We start from the raw sequence: 18370 nt of genomic DNA, 5'->3' as shown, positions 1-18370 counted from the left end.
TGTTATACCGAATGAATTGACAAGAGGGTGTTTTCACGTTTACGTAAAGGGAAAACAGATAAACTTCAGAGGCGGCGATCCAATGGAATTCAACCTGTCTGACGATCAGCAGGCATTTGCCCAAGCTGCGCGTGATTTTGCTCAAAATGAAATGGCGCCATATGCAGGGGAATGGGATGCAAAACACATCTTTCCCGAGGAAACCCTGCGCAAGGCTGCCGAATTGGGCTTTGCTGCAATTTACACGCGCGAAGAGTTCGGCGGAACAGGCTTGGGTCGTCTTGATGCTGCGGTAATTTTCGAAGAATTGGCGGCAGCATGCCCGTCAACGGCGGCTTATATCTCGATCCATAATATGGCGTGCTGGATGATTGATACATTTGGGTCCGATGAACAGCGCGCCAAATTTCTGCCCAAACTCGTCACAATGGAACATTTCGCCAGCTACTGCCTGACTGAGCCCGGTGCCGGGTCCGATGCAGGATCGCTTCGCACACGTGCGGTCCGTGATGGCGACCATTATATTCTGAATGGTGAGAAGGCTTTTATTTCCGGTGGATCTCGTAGTGACATATATGTTGTCATGGCGCGTACGGGGGATGACCGCCCGAGCGGCATTTCGACATTCATCATTCCCAAGGATGCCGAAGGACTATCGTTCGGAAAGCTCGAGGAAAAGATGGGCTGGAACAGTCAGCCAACCTCGGCCGTTATCTTTAGCAATTGCAAGGTGCCGGTCGAAAACCGACTGGGCGAAGAAGGCGAAGGCTTCAAGTTCGCCATGAAGGGGCTTGATGGCGGTCGCCTGAATATAGCGGCCTGTTCGATTGGCGGTGCCCGTGCGGCGATGGAGCACGCGCGCGATCATATGAAAGTCCGCAAACAGTTCGGTAAAAGCCTTGATCAGTTTCAGGCGCTACAGTTCAAGTTTGCCGACATGGTGACCGAGCTCGAAGCTGCACGTTTGATGCTGCATAAAGGTGCCTGGAAGCTTGATCTCAAGAGCGATGATGCAACCCAGTTCTGTGCGATGGCCAAGCGTTTCGCCACAGATATCGGATTTGAAGTCTGTAACCAGGCGCTGCAACTCCATGGTGGCTATGGATATATTCGTGAATACCCGATCGAACGGCTGTTACGTGATCTGCGCGTGCATCAGATTCTTGAAGGCACCAATGAAATCATGCGCCTGATCATTTCCCGTGCCGCCCTGAAAGACTAAGTCATGAGCAATAGTTCAAATATGTCCGATACCGAAGCACCCGTTCTGTTTTCGCAACAAGGCGCAGTTGGTCAGATCGTTCTTAATCGTCCGCGTGCGCTGAATGCGCTTGATCTGACGATGGTCGATATGATGATGGGGCAGCTTAAATCCTGGGAAGCTGATCCGTCGATAAAGGTTGTTGTGATTGAGGGAGCCGGCGAGAAGGCCTTTTGTGCCGGTGGTGATATTCGTGGTCTTTATGAGGCCCACAAGATTGATGACGAAGAGATGCTTGATGCGTTCTATCGTCGTGAATATCACCTTAATCACTATATTGCCCGGTATTCGAAACCCTATATCGCGCTCATGGACGGGATCACCATGGGCGGTGGTGTCGGCGTGTCGATTCACGGTCAGTTCCGTGTGGTAACCGAGCGTACCCTGTTTGCGATGCCCGAAACGGGGATCGGATTTTTCCCCGATGTCGGTGGCGGGTATTTCCTGCCACGATGCCCGGGAAATATCGGCATGTATCTTGGCCTGACCGGTGCGCGCATCAAGGCAGCCGATTGCCTTTATGCCGGGCTTGCCACCCATGGTGTTACGGCAAGCAATCTTGACAGGCTCAAGGCGGATCTGGCGGTGGCATCCTATGACACAGGTGCCAGTGCTGTTGTTGTTGAAATTCTCGATCGTCACAGCACGCATTTTGACGCAGCGCCAATGGATTCACTCAGAACACAAATCGACCGCACGTTTGCCGGAAACAGCGTTGTTGCTATTTTCGAGGCGCTGGAACGAGAGGAAAGCGACTTTGGTGCCGAAACGCTCGCTATTCTGTCTGGAAAGTCACCAACAGCACTTTGTGCGAGCTTCGAGCAGATTCGTCAGGGCAAGGACATGTCGTTGGCCGAAGTCCTGAATATGGAGTTCCGGATGTCGCAGAGGATGGTCTGCAAGCCTGATCTGTTTGAAGGTGTTCGTGCTGTCATTGTCGATAAGGACCATACCCCGAAATGGCAACACGGTGATATCGGCCAGGTCGATCCGCGCGAGGTTGCAGAATATTTCGAGCCACTTCCAGAAGACAAAGAACTCAATCTTTAGAATGTATTGGGCTGAATTTCGGTCCCGAATGATCAAAACAATGATCCCGCAGGGGATGGCAGAGGAGACTTCTAATGGCGAATATCGGTTTTATCGGTCTGGGCAATATGGGTGGCCCGATGGCTGCCAATCTTGTTAAGGCCGGACATACGGTCAAGGTCTTTGACCTTTCGGCAGATGCGGTGGCAAAGGCAATTGATGCCGGTGCAGGCAAGGCGGCATCAATTGCCGCGGCTGCGACTGATGTTGATTTTGTCGTAACTGTTCTTCCGGCCGGGAAACATGTTCTGTCCGTTTATGAAGGGCCAGACGGCGTTATTGCAAATGCCAAGGCGGGGACCGTCCTGATTGACAGCTCAACCATTGAAGTTGATGCGGCGCGCAAGGCATCTGAAATTGCCCGTGCGGCGGGTCTTGGGGCGGTGGATGCGCCGATTTCCGGTGGCACTGCCGGTGCTGCGGCCGGAACGCTTACCTTTATGGTTGGTGGCTCTGATGCCGATTTTGCCAGTGCAAAGCCGATCCTTGAGGGTATGGGCAGCAATATCATTCATGCGGGCGATAGCGGTGCAGGGCAGGCGGCCAAAATTTGCAACAACATGGTTTTGGGTGTCAGTATGATTGCGGTGTCCGAGGCCTTCATGCTCGCCAAACGCCTCGGGCTGGATGCGCAAAAGCTGTTTGATATTTCGTCCAAGGCATCCGGTCAGTGCTGGTCTCTGACAAGTTACTGCCCTGTTCCGGGGCCGGTTCCGACATCGCCGGCCAATCGCGATTATCAGCCCGGTTTTGCGGTTGATATGATGCTGAAGGATCTCAAGCTTGCCCAGCAGGCAGCTGCGTCGTCTGGGGCGACCACGCCGATGGGGGCTTTGGCCGAAAGCCTTTATGCGCTTTATTCCAATGGCGGGAATGGCGGCATGGACTTTTCGGCCATTGTCAAAATGCTTGATGGCGAAAAGTGATATCGTTCATCCAATGATCACAAAAACGGGTCCGGATTTCCGGGCCCGTTTTTGTTTGGTGTTGCGTTGTTCGAGAATGGGCGCAAAATAGGGCTATACTTATTTCCAGGGATCATCTGTGCGATAATGACCACGCGGCATAACACATCAAACGAGATTTATTTTGAACTTCGACAGGTGGGTTCCTATCTGCGTTGTACGGCCATTGATGGCAAGACAGGTGTGGAAGTGACTGTTGCTGGGCCTGTGAGTCGGAATCCTGAGCAATTAAAGCGGGTCGCTGTACAAAAACTTGAATACGTCCTCAAAAAGGGATAATGTATACAATATAAAGAGCGGGTGGCTCGCCTTGTCAGTGTTTTATTCCAATATCAAAACCTGATTTGGTGATTTTCACTAAAATCTCAAAGCCGCTTGCAGCCTTTGAACACATGTGTCTAAGGTTCACGCTCTAATCGCGCTTTCGGTAGTAAGAACCACAAACAGAATGGTCGGCTCCGAAGGTTAAAACCGGGTCATACCCGATAACAATAAGACGGAGGCTTCGCGGGTTTGCAAGGGGGCAAAGGGGAGACTATGTCTCATCCAATCAATACATATATATGTGGCTTGATGCCTTCTGCCGAGCTGGCGAAGACCTTGTTTGTCTGTGCCAAATCTAAGGTTGTGCAATGGATTGGGCTTATTTCCTACAACAATTGATCAATGGTCTGACGCTGGGAGCCATTTATGGTTTGATCGCTATCGGTTATACGATGGTGTACGGCATTATCGGCATGATCAACTTTGCGCATGGCGAGATTTATATGCTCGGTGCGTTTCATTCCCTGATCACCTTCCTGATCTGTCAGGCAGCCGGGATCAGCGGGATCCTTCCGCTTACGCTTCTTTTGATGCTGTTCGTTTCAATGGTTCTGACCTCGATCTACGGTTGGGGCGTTGAACGGGTAGCATACCGGCCACTGCGCGGGTCATTCCGTCTGGCAGCTCTGATTTCTGCCATTGGTATGTCGATCTTCCTGCAGAACTTCGTTCAGATTTCGCAGGGTGCGCGCGTCAAGCCGATGCAGCCGCTTGTTGAGGGCGGTATCACTCTTATGGAAAGCGCGAATTTCGACGTTCAGCTTAGCTATATGCAGATCGTGATTATCGTTCTGACATTCGTGCTGATGGTCGTCTTCTCGCTGCTGATTGCCAAGACTTCTCTGGGGCGTGCACAGCGTGCTTGCGAACAGGACCGCACGATGGCGGGACTTCTGGGCGTGAACGTTGACCGTACGATTTCCACCACCTTCGTTATGGGTGCTGCTCTGGCATCTGTCGCAGGTATGATGGTGACCCTGTATTACGGTGTTATTGACTTCTATATCGGCTTCCTCGCCGGTGTTAAGGCTTTCACCGCCGCCGTTCTTGGCGGTATCGGGTCGCTTCCAGGTGCGATGCTTGGTGGATTGCTGATTGGTCTGATTGAAGCATTCTGGTCGGGGTATCTCACAATCGAATACAAGGATGTTGCGACGTTCGGTATTCTGGTTCTTGTGCTGATCTTCCGTCCGTGGGGTCTGCTCGGCAAGCCGGAGGTTGAGAAAGTCTGATGTCTTCTGCATTTGCTTCATCTCGTACCAACGGCTCGGAAATTGTTAAGGAGCTCGCGTTCTTTGCAGTTGTCGCGCTACTGATGTCCGTCATGATCCTCGGTGTCGAGACGGTTGACCGTCCGACCGGCCTCGAGCTTGCGGTTCGCTGGGATCTTGTCCTGCTGGCGATTGGCTCGACCGTTGTCGGGCGTCTGGCATTGATCATCCGTCGCGAAAGCATTTCGCGGCTCGTTCAGGCAGTCTTGATCACGATAACTGCGGTTGCCGTCTTTGAGATGTTTGTGCGATTCCGTGACATGGATGATCGCTGGGCATCGCCGGTGAGCTTCGATATGGCGTTCAGCAGTGCTGTCAGCACCGTTGTCGCCTTGGCCTTTATCGCAATCGTCTTTGCAATCGCCTATTTCTCGATGAAGGAAAAAGGTGTTGCCGAAGTTGAGGAAAGCGAAAAGCTGTCATCGAAAATTCAGCTGGCCTATCGCTCGAACACCAAAAAGATCGGTCTGGTGGGGATTATCTTCTTCATCATCTTCCCGTTCATTTTTGGTGAGAACCGTTCGGCAATCGACCTTGCCACCCTTGTGATGATCTACATCATGCTGGGGTGGGGCCTGAATATCGTGGTCGGTCTGGCGGGGCTTCTCGATCTTGGTTATGTGGCTTTCTATGCAGTCGGGGCTTATTCCTATGCATTGCTGTCGCAGAACTTCGATCTGAGCTTCTGGCTCTGCCTGCCGCTTGCCGGTATCTTTGCTGCAAGTTTCGGCATTATTCTCGGCTTCCCGGTTCTGCGCTTGCGTGGTGACTATCTGGCCATCGTGACACTGGGCTTTGGTGAAATCATTCGTGTTGTTCTTATCAACTGGTATGATTTGACTGGCGGTCCGGATGGGATTTCATCCATCGAACGTCCAAGCTTCTTTGGTTTGGCCGATTTCTCGCGCCGAGTGCCGGAAGGGACCATCGGCTTTAACGAGCTGTTTGGCATGGAATATTCGTCCATGCATCGCCTGATCTTCCTGTACTACCTGATCCTTGCTCTGGCTCTTGTGACGAACTTTGTCACCATGCGTCTGCGCAAGCTTCCGATCGGTCGTGCATGGGAAGCACTTCGTGAAGACGAGATTGCCTGCCGTTCGCTGGGCATCAACCCGACGAACACCAAGCTTTCTGCTTTTGCGATTGGTGCAATGTTCGGTGGTTTTGCCGGTGCGTTCTTTGCAACCCGTCAGGGCTTTATCAGCCCGGAAAGTTTCACCTTCCTTGAATCTGCTGTGATTCTCGCGATTGTGGTTCTGGGGGGCATGGGTAGTCAGATCGGTGTCGTTCTTGCGGCAATCGTGATGATCGGTTTCCCGGAAATGTTCCGTGAACTTGCCGAATACCGCATGCTGATCTTTGGTGCAGGTATTGTTGCCATCATGCTGTGGCGTCCGCGCGGTCTGTTGTCCTTCCGTGACCCGACCATTCTGCTCAATATGAGCCAGAAAGAAAAAGTTGCCGGAGAGTTGAAATGACCGACAACAAACTGCTTGAAGTCGAACACCTGACCATGCGTTTCGGTGGTCTGGTTGCAATTGATAACCTTAGTTTCACCGCAAACAAGCGTGAAATCACGGCCATCATCGGCCCGAACGGCGCAGGTAAAACCACGGTGTTTAACTGCCTGACCGGGTTCTACGTTCCAACCGAAGGACGTCTGACGCTACATGCCGACGACGGTCCCCGTTTGCTGGAGCGTACCGAAGGGTTCCGTATCCCGCGTAATAACGGTGTTGCACGTACTTTCCAGAATATTCGCCTGTTTACCGGGATGACTGTTCTGGAAAACCTGATCGTTGCGCAGCACAACCGTTTGATGGAGGCATCTGCTTTCTCCATCGCCGGTCTGTTCAACCTTGGCCGCTATTCAAGGGCGGAAAAGGCAGCGATCGAAAAGGCCGAGTTCTGGCTGAACAAGGTTGGTCTGTATGATCAGGCTGACTGGAATGCCGGGAACCTGCCATACGGTTCCCAGCGTCGTCTGGAAATCGCGCGTGCAATGTGCACTGACCCGTCACTTTTGTGCCTGGACGAGCCGGCTGCGGGTCTTAACCCGCGTGAGTCGGCGGAACTGAATGTCCTGCTGCAGAGCATCCGTGACGATCAGGGCGTTGGCTGTCTTCTGATCGAACATGACATGAGTGTCGTGATGCAGATTTCCGACCATGTGATCGTTCTTGATTACGGAAGAAAGATTGCCGATGGCAATCCCGAAGCCGTCAAGAATGATCCGGCTGTTATCCGTGCCTATCTTGGCGAAGATGAGGATGACGAGCTTCCGCCGGAAGTTGCCGCTGACCTTAATGTTGATCCGAATGCGCACTGAGGGAGTTTATCGATATGTCCATGCTTAAGATCGAAGGTGTTCATACCTTCTATGGCAATATCGAAGCCCTCAAGGGCATTGATATGGAAGTCAACGAAGGTGAAATCGTTACGCTTATCGGCGCCAATGGTGCCGGTAAGACCACGCTGCTGATGACTTGTTGCGGTTCGCCGCAGGCAAGCAAGGGGCGCATTCTGTTTGAAGGTAAGGATATCAGTCGCATGCCGATGCATGAGATTTGTAATCTTGGCATTCAGCAGTCGCCCGAAGGCCGTCGCATTTTCCCGCGTATGTCGGTTTATGAAAACCTCCAGATGGGGGCAATCACCCAGGATCCGAAGCATTTCAATTCGGATCTCGAAATGGTGTTTGATCTGTTCCCGCGCCTGAAGGAACGTATTAACCAGCGTGCAGGGACCATGTCCGGTGGTGAGCAGCAGATGCTGGCAATTGGCCGTTCCCTGATGGGGCGTCCGCGTCTTCTTTTGCTTGATGAGCCGTCGCTTGGTCTTGCGCCGCTTGTCGTTAAGCAGATTTTCGAGACCGTCCAGAAGATCAACCGTGAAAACAAGGTAACTGTTTTCCTTGTCGAGCAGAATGCATTCCATGCACTCAAGCTCGCACATCGCGGTTATGTGATGGTCAATGGCAACATTACGCTCTCGGGTACGGGTGCGGAACTTCTGGCAAACCCGGAAGTGCGCGCAGCTTATCTCGAAGGCGGCCACTAGGGAGATCTGATATGGAATCGATCACTGGTACCAGTATCGGCGTTACGATCGGTATCACCATCATTCTGATGGGGTTCTGTTCGTTTATGACCGGGCAGGCAATCGCCAACACCTGGCGACCGTCCTATCAGCTCGTGCCTTATGGCTTGCTGCTTGGCCTTGTTGACCGTTTCTTGGTCTATGCGTTGTTCGAAGGCGAGCTTCTTTCGCTTTCCGGCTACATTTTTGACACGGCGATCCTGTTTGTTATCACCTTCGCAGCCTTCCGTCTGACGCAGGTAAACAAGATGTTGTCGCAATATCCGTGGCTTTATGAACGCATTGGGCCGTTTGCATTCCGCGCGCGTGAAGGGGCGGATGTGCGTTGATTTTTGTGGTGACGTTTTGCGTCACCACACTATTGCTAAATAATTGGCAATAAACCGGTTTGTACTATTGCACACCAATTCTGGGGTGTTAAAGTACTTGGGAGCTGAAACCGGTAATCGGCGAATAATATGAGCCGGTTTCGGGTCCGAAAAGATGGTTCTGTCATGGTGATGGAACCAACCTTTGGAACAGGGAGACTTCTCTAATGTCGAAAACCAAGCTCGGCCTTCTTGCCACTGCTTCCGCGCTTGTTCTTTCAATGGGTGCTGCCAAGGCTGACATCGTGATCGCGACCGTTGGTCCGATGACCGGTCCTTACGCTGCGTTCGGCGAACAGATGACCAAGGGCGCAGAGAAAGCGGTTGCTGACCTCAACGCTGCTGGCGGTGTGAACGGCGAAAAAGTCGTTCTCGAGATCGGCGATGACGCTTGCGATCCGAAACAGGCTGTCGCAGTTGCCAACCAGCTGGTGAGCAAGAATGTTGCTCTCGTAGCTGGTCACTTCTGCTCGGGTTCCTCGATCCCGGCTTCTGAAGTTTACTTCGAAGAAGGCATCGTGCAGATTTCCCCGGCTTCGACCAACCCGCAGCTGACCGAGCGTGACATGGACAACGTGTTCCGTGTTTGCGGCCGTGACGACCAGCAGGGTGAAGTTGCTGGTAAATACCTTGCAGAAAACTATGGCGACAAGAAAATTGCCATCGTTCACGACAAACAGGCTTACTCCAAAGGTCTGGCTGACGAGACCAAGAAAAACCTGAACGCTGCTGGCGTCCAGGAAACGATGTACGAAGCAATCACCCCGGCTGAGAAAGATTACTCGGCACTGGTTACCAAGCTGAAATCAGAAGGCATCGACGTTCTGTATTATGGCGGTTACCACACCGAACTCGGTCTGATCGTTCGTCAGATGCGTGCTCAGGGCATGGACACCCTTGCAATCTCGGGTGACGCGCTGAACTCGCTTGAATACTGGTCGATCACTGGTGACGCTGGTAAAGGTACGCTGTTCACTGCTGGCCCGGCTCTTGAAAAAGACCCGCGCAACGCAGAACTCGTAAAATACTTCGAAGGTCAGGGTTACAAGCCTGAAGGCTACACCCTTTACACCTATGGTGCGATCCAGGCTTGGGCACAGGCTGTTACCAAAGCTGGTACCACTGACTCCGAAGCTGTTATCGAAGCTCTGCATAGCGGCGCTTCCTTCGACACCGTTCTTGGCTCGATCTCGTTTGATGCCAAAGGCGATGTTGCTGCTCCGGGTTACGTATTCTACGAGTGGGAAAACGGTTCCTACGACTACGCGAACTAATCAAATCATCGGATTTGGAAAAAGCCCGGCATCTGGCCGGGCTTTTTTTATGCCTGCTTGAAACAAAACGCCGTTCTGACCAACCAGAACGGCGTTTTGCTTTTCTGCGTTTCCACCAGTTTGGCGGATCATTGCATAGCTTACTTTGCCTTGCGGCCAAGGCCGATTTTCTTGGCAAACTGGGAACGCTGTTTTGCGTAGTTCGGTGCGACCATCGGATAATCTGACGGCAGCCCCCATTTCGCACGATATTCTTCCGGCGTCAGGTTGTAGGTGGTACGAAGGTGACGCTTGAGCATCTTGAGCTTTTTGCCATCCTCAAGGCAGATGATGTAGTCATCGCCAATGGATTTGCGGATGGGAACAGCGGGTTTGATCGGCTCTTGTTCCGGTTCCTTCTCGACTTCGCGAATTTCATCAAGCGAGGAGAAGACAGTAGAAATCAGTTCAGGGATCTGTGCAGCAGCAAGGGCATTATTGCTGACATAGGCTGATACAATATCAACGGTCATCTGCAAGAGTTCGTCGCGGTCAAGCACGCTGGTCTCAGTTTCGGCCATGATTGAAGTAACCCTTCATTTGAAAATTCACATTAAAACTAATGCACTATTCCAATCAGATAGTCAAACAACAGAAAATAACAAGTGTCACTTATCTGATATTGATATCAGATCAAGTATATAGGATTGCGTATAAGACTATCGTGATAATAACTGCTACAACTATAATGACTGGTTCGCGTGATATGTTTTGACCAAACGGTTAATATTGTCCCGATTGATGGTCCCGGAATTCTTGATCGCAACAGTAGAGAATGCCATTTTTGGGTGTTTTTCCGTTTATAATAATACTATTGCGTGTTGATTTCTCTAATGGCGATAAATGAAATATATCGGTGTCCTGATATATGCGTATCAGGGTTTCAGAAAACTTGCCGTTCGGGCCGAGCTCTGCGTTGGCAGGGGCATCGCTATATGCTACAAGGCGCTCAATTTTATTCTTTGAATTTCAAATGAAGGCGCGCATATGACCGTCAAAACCCTTGCCATCGCTTCCGACCATGGCGGTGTGGAACTGAAATCAGCCATCATTGATTTGCTTAAAGGCCGCGGTATCGAGGTTTCCGACCTTGGAACCAACGGTCCAGCATCCGTTGATTACCCGGATTTCGCTCAGGCAGTTGCGAAATCGATCATTGATGGCAAAGCCGAAGCAGGCATTCTGGTTTGTGGTTCCGGCATCGGGATGAGCATTGCAGCCAACCGTTTCCCCGAAGTGCGTGCTGCACTGGTTCATGATCGTCTTTCGGCAGAACTTTGCCGTCAGCACAATAATGCAAATGTCTTGTGCCTTGGCGCGCGCTTGTTGGGCGAAGCGACAGCACTCGATTGCGTTGATGCATTCATTTCGACCGAATTTGAAGGTGGTCGTCATGAAGGTCGCATCGCGAAGATGTCCTGATCTGATTTACTTCACCGCCATCTGGCATTAACCAGAGCGGGCAGGGTGTTTTATTGATTACCCGGCCTGTCAGCTTGCCCCGTCACATCGTATCGAAAGAGGCCCCGCATGTCGTTCAAAGGCTTTTTCTCTACCAGCTTGTCCGACGCCGATCCGGCATTGTTCAAATCCGTCACCGATGAACTTGCCCGTCAGCAGAACCAGATCGAAATGATTGCTTCGGAAAACATCGTTTCCAAAGCCGTTATCGAAGCCCAGGGTACTGTTCTGACCAACAAATACGCCGAAGGTTATCCTTCGCGTCGTTACTATGGCGGTTGCGAATATGTTGACGTCGCCGAGGAACTAGCAATCAATCGCGCCAAGGAAATCTTTGGCTGCGAGTTTGTCAACGTACAGCCGCATTCCGGTGCTCAGGCGAACGGTGCGGTCATGCTGGCACTTTGCAAGCCGGGTGATACCATTCTTGGTATGTCGCTGGATGCAGGTGGTCACCTGACCCATGGCGCACGTCCGGCTCTTTCGGGTAAATGGTTCAATGCCATTCAGTATGGTGTGCGTGAAGACGACCTGACCCTTGATTACGATCAGGTCGAAGCACTTGCGATCGAACACAAACCGACCTTGATCATTGCCGGCGGTTCGGCCATTCCGCGTCAGATTGATTTCAAGCGCTTCCGCGAAATCGCTGACAAGGTTGGTGCGCTTCTGATGGTTGATATGGCGCACTTTGCCGGTCTGGTTGCCGGTGGCGTTCATCCGAGCCCGCTGCCGTATGCCGACGTTGTAACGACCACCACCCACAAAACCCTTCGTGGTCCGCGTGGCGGCATGATCCTGTCGAACAACCTTGAAATCGGCAAAAAGATCAATTCTGCTGTCTTCCCGGGGCTTCAGGGCGGTCCGCTGATGCACGTGATCGCAGCCAAGGCAGTTGCCTTTGGCGAAGCGCTGCGTCCGGAATTCAAGGCATATGCACAGCAGGTCGTCGACAATGCCAAGGCGTTGGCTGAAGTTCTGGTCAAGCGCGGCTTTGACATCGTTACCGGCGGTACCGATACCCATCTGATGCTCGTTGACCTTCGCCCGAAAGGCTTGAAAGGCAACACTGCAGAAGTTGCTCTTGAGCGTGCAGGCATCACCTGCAACAAGAACGGCATTCCGTTTGATACCGAAAAGCCGACCATTACCTCGGGCATCCGTCTGGGGACGCCGGCTGGCACGACCCGTGGCTTTGGTGTTGAAGAATTCAAGCAGATCGGCGAGCTGATCGGTGATGTTCTTGATGCCATGGTTGACAGCCCGGAAGGCAATGCCGAGGTCGAAGCTGCCGTTCGTGCCAAGGTCGAAGACCTTTGCAAACGCTTCCCGATCTATTCCTGATCGCTAGAGCTGAGTACAGATAATGCGTTGCCCGTTTTGCGGACATACTGACACACAGGTTAAGGATTCCCGTCCGACCGAAGAGCATCATGCCATTCGTCGCCGCCGGTTCTGTCCTGCTTGTGGATCGCGCTTCACGACGTTTGAGCGTGTGCAGTTGCGTGAATTGATGGTGGTCAAAACGGACGGGCAACGCGAATTGTTCGACCGCGACAAGCTGGCGCGGTCGATCTTCCTTGCCTGCCGCAAGCGCCCGATTGAAGATGAACGTGTTGAAAAAGCCCTTAATGGCATTCAGCGGCGTCTCGAAAGCAGTGGGGAAAGCGACATTACAACCGATACCATTGGAGAAATGGTGATGGAGGCGCTGAATGCCCTCGATCAGGTTGCCTATGTACGCTACGCTTCGGTTTACAAGAACTTCCGCGAAGCACGCGACTTCGAGCAGTTCGTGGAAAAAATGCATGACGGGGAAGAAGAGGCGGACGCAGAGTAATGACACCCCCCGCGTTTAGCGAAGACGACCGGCATTTCATGCGGGTCGCATTGAGCCTGTCAAAACGCGGTTTGGGAAATGTCTGGCCAAACCCGTCGGTTGGTTGTGTCCTTGTTTCCCCAAATGGCGAGATTGTCGGACGCGGTCATACCCAGTCCGGTGGCCGCCCTCACGCAGAGCGTGTCGCACTGGATATGGCCGGTGCAAAAGCACGCGGTGCAACGGCCTATGTCACCCTTGAACCTTGCAGCCATTTCGGAAAATCGCCGCCCTGTGCTACAGGATTGATCGAGGCAGGCGTTGCGCGTGTCGTCAGCGCCCTGACCGACCCGGATGACCGGGTATCAGGTCGCGGTCACAAGATGCTTGAAGATGCAAGTATCAAGGTCGATGTCGGCCTTTTTGCCGAACAGGCACGCCGGATCAATGAAGGTTTTCTGTCACGCGTTGAGAAGGGGCGTCCTTTCGTTACCTTGAAACTTGCATCAACCATGGATGCAAGATCAGCAACAAACTCAGGCGAAAGCCAGTGGATTACCGGCCCATCTGCGCGCGAAGAGGGGCATCTTTTGCGTGCAACCCATGATGCCATTCTGGTGGGCGCGAAAACGGTACTGGCAGATGATCCTATGCTGACCTGCCGGTTGTCCGGCCGTGAACATCAATCCCCAGTGCGCATCGTACTTGATCGTCTGGGGGAAATGTCGACAGGCGCGAAGCTCGTTCAAAGCGCATCAGAAATTTCGACATGGGTTGTGACGTCGGACGCCAAATTTGACGAACTATCGGAAAAATTTGAAAAAACTTCGGTAAAAGTGATTGCTGCCAGATGCGACGGCGATCATTTGGACCTACATGACGTCATGCAAAAGCTTGGCGATGCAGGATTGACACGCGTGCTTATCGAAAGTGGTGGTGCACTGGCTTCCGGTCTGCTTAAGGCAGGGCTGGTTGGTCGGATCGTTCATTTTTCTGCGCCGTCGGTTATGGGCGGTGATGGCAAGGCAATGATCGCCGACCTCGGCATCGAGACGCTTTCTGATATGCCGAAATTTACCCGATACTCTGTTCGTTCTGTGGGTAAAGATATCGTGCTAACTTATGATTATAAAACGGAATAACTGCATGTTTACTGGCATCATTACCGATATTGCGACTGTCCGCTCCATCAAGAAAACCGGCGATACCCGGTTTGAGTTTACGACCGCCTTTGACACGTCAAAGATCGTTCTCGGGGCGTCCATTGCATGTAATGGTGCCTGCATGACAGTGATCGAAACCGGCCAAGACTGGTTTGCCATCGAAGCATCGGCTGAAAGTCTTGATCGTACAACGCTTGGCGATTTGACGGTTGGAGCCAAGGTCAATCTTGAACAGGCAACCCGTGTCGGTGATGAATTGGGCGGGCATATTGTTTCAGGGCATGTTGACGGGGTTGCGACCCTGACCAAACGCCTTCCTGAAGGTGACTCTTTGCGCCTGACCTTTGAAGTACCGGAAAGCTTTGCGAAATATATCGCGTCAAAAGGCTCTGTGACGCTTGAAGGTGTGTCGTTGACCGTCAACGAGGTTGACGGAAACACTTTCGGTATCAATCTGATACCTCATACACAGACACACACCACGTTGGGCTCGAAGCAGCCGGGTGACCGGATCAATTTCGAGATCGATATGCTTGCGCGCTATGTCGCGCGGATGCTGGGTAAGGATTGATCAAATATGCCGCATCAATATTTGTCACCGATAGAAGACGTCATCGAGGAAGCCCGCAATGGCCGAATGTTCATTCTGGTCGATGACGAAGATCGTGAAAACGAAGGTGATCTTGTCATTCCAGCCCAGATGGCAACGCCCGATGCCATCAATTTCATGGCAACGCATGGCCGTGGTCTGATTTGTCTTACCCTTGAATCAGCGCGCTGTGACGAGCTTGGCCTGACCATGATGAGTGCCCATAATGGCACCCGCCATGAAACTGCCTTTACCGTGTCGATCGAAGCCAAGACCGGTGTCACCACCGGCATCTCCGCACCAGACCGTGCACGGACAGTTGCAGTTGCGATTGACCCCAATGCCGGACGGCATGATATCGTGACGCCAGGTCATGTGTTCCCGCTGCGTGCGCGTCCGGGCGGGGTTCTGGTCCGTGCCGGTCATACCGAAGCGTCGGTTGACATTGCGCGTCTTGCCGGGTTGAACCCGTCGGGCGTCATTTGTGAGATCATGAGCGATTCGGGTGAGATGGCCCGACTGCCGGAACTGGTCGAGTTTGCCAAAAAGCATAATCTTAAAATTGCGCAGATTGCTGATTTGATCCGCTATCGTCGCAAACACGAAAAAGTCGTACAGCGCAAGGCAACCACCAAAATCCAGAGTGTTAATGGTGGTACGTTCGACATGCATCTTTATGTCAACAACATCACCTATGCCGAACATATCGCACTGGTAAAGGGCGACATCAGTGACGCCGCGCCGGTCTTGACGCGTGTTCATGCGCTAAATGTGCTTGAGGATGTGCTGGGGGATACCCAGACAGGTCATCAGGGGCAACTGGCTGCTGCCATGCGTCAGATCGGTGAAGAGGGCCGTGGTGTGGTGGTTCTGATCCGTGAACCGCGCCCCAATACCTTGTCATCGTCGATTGCCAAACTGATTGAACTGAATGGCGGGGATGGCGAATCCCTCCGTCAGGAAATTGCCCAGGCGGCCGGTGATGCGGATTTGCGCGACTATGGTGTTGGCGCACAAATCTTGCATGATCTTGGCATTCGCGACATGATTCTGCTTTCAAATACCAAACGCCACATTGTAGGACTTGACGGCTTCGGCCTAAATCTGGTTGATCAGCGTCCGCTTGTCGTCTCGGAGGAATAAAACCATGACCATTGCCCCCCACATTCTGATTGTGGATGCGCCGTATTACACGCATATCGTTGAAGACCTTGTCAAAGGTGCGGCTGCGACTCTGGAAGCCGGTGGCGCAACGTGGGACCGCATTTCGGTGGCTGGTGCCTTCGAGGTGCCGATTTCAATCCGCTATGCTGTTCAGTCGATGGAAGAACTGGCGACCGGTCCGCGCTATGATGGCTATCTGGCACTCGGTTGTGTTATCCGCGGCGAGACGACACACTATGATCACATCTGCGAAGAAGCCAACCGTGCGCTGATGCAGCTTTGCCTTGATTACAATCTTGCGATTGGCAACGGTATTCTGACCGTCGAGAACGAGGCACAGGCGCTTGCACGGGCCAAGGCTGACGAAAAGAACAAGGGCGGCGAAGCAGCCCGCGCCGTTCTGCGTCAGATCGAAGTTCAAAACCATTTTGGAATACATCACAAGTAATGACCGATAAACCGAAGGCATCAGCCGCCCAGCGGCGCAGCGCAGCGCGTTTTGCCGCAATTCAGGCACTTTATCAGGCCGAGCTGTCCCAGCTTTCTGCCAGTGACATCGTGCGCGAATATTCCGATTTCCGCCTTGATGGGGAAGGTGGCCGTGACCTTGATGTCAGCAACGAAGACCTGATCGATCCGGATCGCGGTTTCTTTGCTGATCTTGTTCAGGGTGTTGCCGCCCGCATGGTCGATATCGACGCCCTGATTAACGGTGCCCTTGAAAAAGGCTGGACAACCAAACGTCTTGAAACCGTTCTGCGCAGTATTCTGCGTGCAGGAACTTACGAGCTGATGGCGCGTGAAGACGTGCCAATGCGCGTTGTCATCACTGAATATGTTGATGCGGCGCATTCGTTCTTTGATGAAAACGAGCCCAAGCTGGTCAATGCCGTGCTTGATCGCATAGGCAAGAATCTGCGCGCCGGTGAAGCCGGGCAGAATTGATATGGTTGCGCGATCGGGAGAATTCGATCTGATCGCGCGCCACTTTGCGCCAATTGCGCAACGTGATCCGGCTGCATTGTCACTTAAGGACGATGCAGCCGTTTTTTCACCGCCACCGGGCTGCGAAGTTGTGGTGACCACCGACGCGCTGGTTGCGGATGTTCATTTCAGGAATATCGATACGCCGGAAACAATCGCGCAAAAGGTCTTGCGCGTGAATTTGTCCGATCTGGCGGCAATGGGAGCTGTGCCGGGCGGTGTTGTTCTGACCACCGGTTACAATCGCGATTTGCCCGAAGACTGGATTGCCCGCTTTGCCCGAAGTTTCGGCGAGGACTGTGCGACATTTTCCGTTTCGTTGCTGGGCGGCGATACGGTCGGCACGCCGGGCCCGACATTTTTCAGTCTGACGGCATTTGGATACGTTCCGGCGGGCAGGGCGCTTCGCCGAGATCAGGCGCGCCCCGGTGACGTTCTGGCGGTCACTGGCACGCTTGGTGATGCTGCACTGGGTCTTTCGGTGCTCACAGACGTGTTTCCCGGACTCGATGAACCGTCAAAGAAATTCCTGTCAGATCGCTATTGGGTTCCGCAGCCTCGCCTGACGACGAGTCAGGCCTGTATGGCAAGGAATGCCCGTCTGGCAGCAATGGACTTGTCTGATGGTCTGGCTGGTGATTGTCGCAAGATTTGCGATGCTTCCGGTGTCGGAATGACGTTCAACTTGGCCGATATCCCGGTGTCTGAAGCGGCCAAAGCGGTTCTTGCTGATGACCCGGCCCGTTGGAACCAGATTTTAGGAGGCGGCGACGATTACGAATTGCTGATCGCCGGTGAGCCGGACGATATTGCTGCTTTGGGTGATCAGGTGACGGTTATCGGGACCGTGACCAACCAGACAGGCGAAGTGCTTCTCAAGGATCTGGATGGCAAAATGGCCGAACTCGCACCGGGCGGGTTCGACCATTTCAAATAACGTGGCGGACGTTCTTTCTTGGCGTTGAACCGTATTATTTGGTTTCGCTGAAGCGTCCAAGGTTGCCAAACAGCTGCTGCAGGATGGTCATTTCGCGGCCTGCTGTCGGCGTGACGCGATCGGTCGGGATTACCGGCTTACCATCTTCCAGGTCATATTGGCTCAGAATTTCGACGCGGTTACCGGCATCAAAGCTGATCAGAACAACTTTTTGCTGAACCGTTTCCGGTTCGAAAAAGGCAACTGTTTCGGTGGTTTTGGAGATGTACAGCCAGACATTTTGGTCAAAGGCAGCAATCGTTGATGGGGAGCCTAGAATGTCGGTGACATCACCCTTCGTCGATTCTCCCACAGTGATCTGTTCGAGCTGTTCGGGCTCCGGTGCATTGCCCCGTGTCGCGATCCGCGGGCTGCATGCCGAGACATAGATAACAGCCAGTCCGGCCAGCATGATCAGGGGAAAGCGGGTAATTTTGTTATGCATGAAGCTCACCAGAGCGACCCTCTTGTTGAAACCAAACCGGAATTGCCTTGAGTTTCTGCGCTAGGCGCATGATATT

At 52.8% G+C, this 18370-nt stretch carries 22 protein-coding genes; 19 read left to right on the top strand and 3 right to left on the bottom strand.

Annotated features, from left to right (window positions below; genetic code table 11):
- The first annotated feature begins 82 nt into the window (after positions 1-82).
- The 10 genes from ACTU44_RS13570 (at position 83) to ACTU44_RS13525 (ending at position 9654) form a co-directional block, all read left to right on the top strand.
- Entirely contained in the window at positions 83-1222 is a 1140-nt protein-coding gene (locus ACTU44_RS13570; RefSeq protein ID WP_462095671.1) for an acyl-CoA dehydrogenase family protein, read from the top strand.
- A 3-nt stretch (positions 1223-1225) separates the two neighbouring features.
- Positions 1226-2311 carry an enoyl-CoA hydratase/isomerase family protein gene (locus ACTU44_RS13565; RefSeq protein ID WP_462095670.1) on the top strand — a complete coding sequence of 362 codons (1086 nt, stop codon included), beginning with the start codon at positions 1226-1228 and terminating at the stop codon, positions 2309-2311.
- Between the two features lie 74 nt (positions 2312-2385).
- On the top strand, positions 2386-3276 hold the full coding sequence (gene mmsB / locus ACTU44_RS13560) for a 3-hydroxyisobutyrate dehydrogenase (RefSeq protein ID WP_462095669.1): 891 nt from the start codon (positions 2386-2388) through the stop codon (positions 3274-3276).
- A gap of 126 nt (positions 3277-3402) precedes the next feature.
- Positions 3403-3594, top strand: coding sequence for a DUF6898 family protein (locus ACTU44_RS13555; RefSeq protein ID WP_114097535.1), 192 nt, complete (start codon positions 3403-3405; stop codon positions 3592-3594).
- A gap of 353 nt (positions 3595-3947) precedes the next feature.
- On the top strand, positions 3948-4871 hold the full coding sequence (locus tag ACTU44_RS13550; RefSeq protein WP_068519011.1) for an ABC transporter permease subunit: 924 nt from the start codon (positions 3948-3950) through the stop codon (positions 4869-4871).
- Complete coding sequence (livM, locus tag ACTU44_RS13545) at positions 4871-6391, top strand: high-affinity branched-chain amino acid ABC transporter permease LivM (RefSeq protein ID WP_336081088.1); 1521 nt, start codon at positions 4871-4873, stop codon at positions 6389-6391. The genes ACTU44_RS13550 and livM overlap by 1 nt, the downstream gene beginning before the upstream one ends.
- Entirely contained in the window at positions 6388-7242 is an 855-nt protein-coding gene (locus ACTU44_RS13540; protein WP_114097442.1) for an ABC transporter ATP-binding protein, read from the top strand. Before livM ends, ACTU44_RS13540 begins: the two co-directional genes overlap by 4 nt.
- 20 nt (positions 7243-7262) lie before the next feature.
- Positions 7263-7973: an ABC transporter ATP-binding protein gene (locus ACTU44_RS13535; RefSeq protein WP_114097536.1), complete on the top strand. Its 711-nt coding sequence runs from the start codon at positions 7263-7265 to the stop codon at positions 7971-7973.
- Positions 7974-7984: 11 nt separating this feature from the next.
- Positions 7985-8341, top strand: a complete 357-nt coding sequence (locus tag ACTU44_RS13530; RefSeq protein ID WP_114097443.1) for a DUF6867 family protein — start codon at positions 7985-7987, stop codon at positions 8339-8341.
- 206 nt (positions 8342-8547) lie between these two features.
- Positions 8548-9654: a branched-chain amino acid ABC transporter substrate-binding protein gene (locus ACTU44_RS13525; protein WP_114097444.1), complete on the top strand. Its 1107-nt coding sequence runs from the start codon at positions 8548-8550 to the stop codon at positions 9652-9654.
- Here the strand turns inward: ACTU44_RS13525 and ACTU44_RS13520 are convergent, their stop codons facing one another.
- Both ACTU44_RS13520 and ACTU44_RS13515 read right to left on the bottom strand, forming a co-directional pair.
- Positions 9655-9786, bottom strand: a complete 132-nt coding sequence (locus ACTU44_RS13520) for a hypothetical protein (protein ID WP_462095668.1) — start codon at positions 9784-9786, stop codon at positions 9655-9657.
- An 8-nt stretch (positions 9787-9794) separates the two neighbouring features.
- A complete protein-coding gene (locus tag ACTU44_RS13515) occupies positions 9795-10214 on the bottom strand; it encodes a Ros/MucR family transcriptional regulator (protein WP_114097445.1) in 420 nt (139 codons plus the stop codon).
- A gap of 466 nt (positions 10215-10680) precedes the next feature.
- On the opposite strand from ACTU44_RS13515, the gene rpiB reads away from it, so the two are divergent.
- The 9 genes from rpiB (at position 10681) to thiL (ending at position 17810) form a co-directional block, all read left to right on the top strand.
- The gene (gene rpiB, locus ACTU44_RS13510; protein ID WP_114097447.1) at positions 10681-11115 is read left to right on the top strand and encodes a ribose 5-phosphate isomerase B; all 435 of its coding nucleotides are present in this window, start codon (positions 10681-10683) and stop codon (positions 11113-11115) included.
- A 108-nt stretch (positions 11116-11223) separates the two neighbouring features.
- Positions 11224-12498, top strand: a complete 1275-nt coding sequence (glyA, locus tag ACTU44_RS13505; RefSeq protein ID WP_114097448.1) for a serine hydroxymethyltransferase — start codon at positions 11224-11226, stop codon at positions 12496-12498.
- A gap of 22 nt (positions 12499-12520) precedes the next feature.
- Positions 12521-12994, top strand: coding sequence for a transcriptional regulator NrdR (gene nrdR / locus ACTU44_RS13500; RefSeq protein WP_114097449.1), 474 nt, complete (start codon positions 12521-12523; stop codon positions 12992-12994).
- Positions 12994-14115 carry a bifunctional diaminohydroxyphosphoribosylaminopyrimidine deaminase/5-amino-6-(5-phosphoribosylamino)uracil reductase RibD gene (gene ribD / locus ACTU44_RS13495; protein ID WP_114097450.1) on the top strand — a complete coding sequence of 374 codons (1122 nt, stop codon included), beginning with the start codon at positions 12994-12996 and terminating at the stop codon, positions 14113-14115. The genes nrdR and ribD overlap by 1 nt, the downstream gene beginning before the upstream one ends.
- Before the next feature lie 4 nt (positions 14116-14119).
- The gene (locus ACTU44_RS13490; protein WP_114097451.1) at positions 14120-14707 is read left to right on the top strand and encodes a riboflavin synthase; all 588 of its coding nucleotides are present in this window, start codon (positions 14120-14122) and stop codon (positions 14705-14707) included.
- Between the two features lie 6 nt (positions 14708-14713).
- On the top strand, positions 14714-15868 hold the full coding sequence (gene ribB / locus ACTU44_RS13485) for a 3,4-dihydroxy-2-butanone-4-phosphate synthase (protein WP_462095667.1): 1155 nt from the start codon (positions 14714-14716) through the stop codon (positions 15866-15868).
- A 4-nt stretch (positions 15869-15872) separates the two neighbouring features.
- A complete protein-coding gene (gene ribH, locus ACTU44_RS13480) occupies positions 15873-16337 on the top strand; it encodes a 6,7-dimethyl-8-ribityllumazine synthase (protein ID WP_114097453.1) in 465 nt (154 codons plus the stop codon).
- Entirely contained in the window at positions 16337-16834 is a 498-nt protein-coding gene (gene nusB, locus ACTU44_RS13475; protein ID WP_114097454.1) for a transcription antitermination factor NusB, read from the top strand. The genes ribH and nusB overlap by 1 nt, the downstream gene beginning before the upstream one ends.
- Position 16835: 1 nt before the next feature.
- Positions 16836-17810, top strand: coding sequence for a thiamine-phosphate kinase (gene thiL / locus ACTU44_RS13470; RefSeq protein ID WP_462095666.1), 975 nt, complete (start codon positions 16836-16838; stop codon positions 17808-17810).
- Between the two features lie 34 nt (positions 17811-17844).
- On the opposite strand, the gene ACTU44_RS13465 is transcribed toward thiL, so the two are convergent.
- The gene (locus ACTU44_RS13465) at positions 17845-18294 is read right to left on the bottom strand and encodes an outer membrane protein assembly factor BamE (RefSeq protein WP_114097456.1); all 450 of its coding nucleotides are present in this window, start codon (positions 18292-18294) and stop codon (positions 17845-17847) included.
- Between the last annotated feature and the right edge of the window lie 76 nt (positions 18295-18370).

This window comes from Thalassospira sp. SM2505, from assembly GCF_054901115.1.
The sequence above is the reverse complement of the archived record's forward strand: the minus strand, read 5'-3'. Positions and strand labels throughout refer to the sequence as shown.

Coding starts and splice junctions, on each gene's coding strand:
- ACTU44_RS13570 (WP_462095671.1), top strand. CDS start 83: ATGGAATTCAACCTGTCTGACGATCAGCAGGCATTTGCCCAAGCTGCG.
- ACTU44_RS13565 (WP_462095670.1), top strand. CDS start 1,226: ATGAGCAATAGTTCAAATATGTCCGATACCGAAGCACCCGTTCTGTTT.
- mmsB (WP_462095669.1), top strand. CDS start 2,386: ATGGCGAATATCGGTTTTATCGGTCTGGGCAATATGGGTGGCCCGATG.
- ACTU44_RS13555 (WP_114097535.1), top strand. CDS start 3,403: ATGACCACGCGGCATAACACATCAAACGAGATTTATTTTGAACTTCGA.
- ACTU44_RS13550 (WP_068519011.1), top strand. CDS start 3,948: ATGGATTGGGCTTATTTCCTACAACAATTGATCAATGGTCTGACGCTG.
- livM (WP_336081088.1), top strand. CDS start 4,871: ATGTCTTCTGCATTTGCTTCATCTCGTACCAACGGCTCGGAAATTGTT.
- ACTU44_RS13540 (WP_114097442.1), top strand. CDS start 6,388: ATGACCGACAACAAACTGCTTGAAGTCGAACACCTGACCATGCGTTTC.
- ACTU44_RS13535 (WP_114097536.1), top strand. CDS start 7,263: ATGCTTAAGATCGAAGGTGTTCATACCTTCTATGGCAATATCGAAGCC.
- ACTU44_RS13530 (WP_114097443.1), top strand. CDS start 7,985: ATGGAATCGATCACTGGTACCAGTATCGGCGTTACGATCGGTATCACC.
- ACTU44_RS13525 (WP_114097444.1), top strand. CDS start 8,548: ATGTCGAAAACCAAGCTCGGCCTTCTTGCCACTGCTTCCGCGCTTGTT.
- ACTU44_RS13520 (WP_462095668.1), bottom strand. CDS start 9,786: ATGATCCGCCAAACTGGTGGAAACGCAGAAAAGCAAAACGCCGTTCTG.
- ACTU44_RS13515 (WP_114097445.1), bottom strand. CDS start 10,214: ATGGCCGAAACTGAGACCAGCGTGCTTGACCGCGACGAACTCTTGCAG.
- rpiB (WP_114097447.1), top strand. CDS start 10,681: ATGACCGTCAAAACCCTTGCCATCGCTTCCGACCATGGCGGTGTGGAA.
- glyA (WP_114097448.1), top strand. CDS start 11,224: ATGTCGTTCAAAGGCTTTTTCTCTACCAGCTTGTCCGACGCCGATCCG.
- nrdR (WP_114097449.1), top strand. CDS start 12,521: ATGCGTTGCCCGTTTTGCGGACATACTGACACACAGGTTAAGGATTCC.
- ribD (WP_114097450.1), top strand. CDS start 12,994: ATGACACCCCCCGCGTTTAGCGAAGACGACCGGCATTTCATGCGGGTC.
- ACTU44_RS13490 (WP_114097451.1), top strand. CDS start 14,120: ATGTTTACTGGCATCATTACCGATATTGCGACTGTCCGCTCCATCAAG.
- ribB (WP_462095667.1), top strand. CDS start 14,714: ATGCCGCATCAATATTTGTCACCGATAGAAGACGTCATCGAGGAAGCC.
- ribH (WP_114097453.1), top strand. CDS start 15,873: ATGACCATTGCCCCCCACATTCTGATTGTGGATGCGCCGTATTACACG.
- nusB (WP_114097454.1), top strand. CDS start 16,337: ATGACCGATAAACCGAAGGCATCAGCCGCCCAGCGGCGCAGCGCAGCG.
- thiL (WP_462095666.1), top strand. CDS start 16,836: ATGGTTGCGCGATCGGGAGAATTCGATCTGATCGCGCGCCACTTTGCG.
- ACTU44_RS13465 (WP_114097456.1), bottom strand. CDS start 18,294: ATGCATAACAAAATTACCCGCTTTCCCCTGATCATGCTGGCCGGACTG.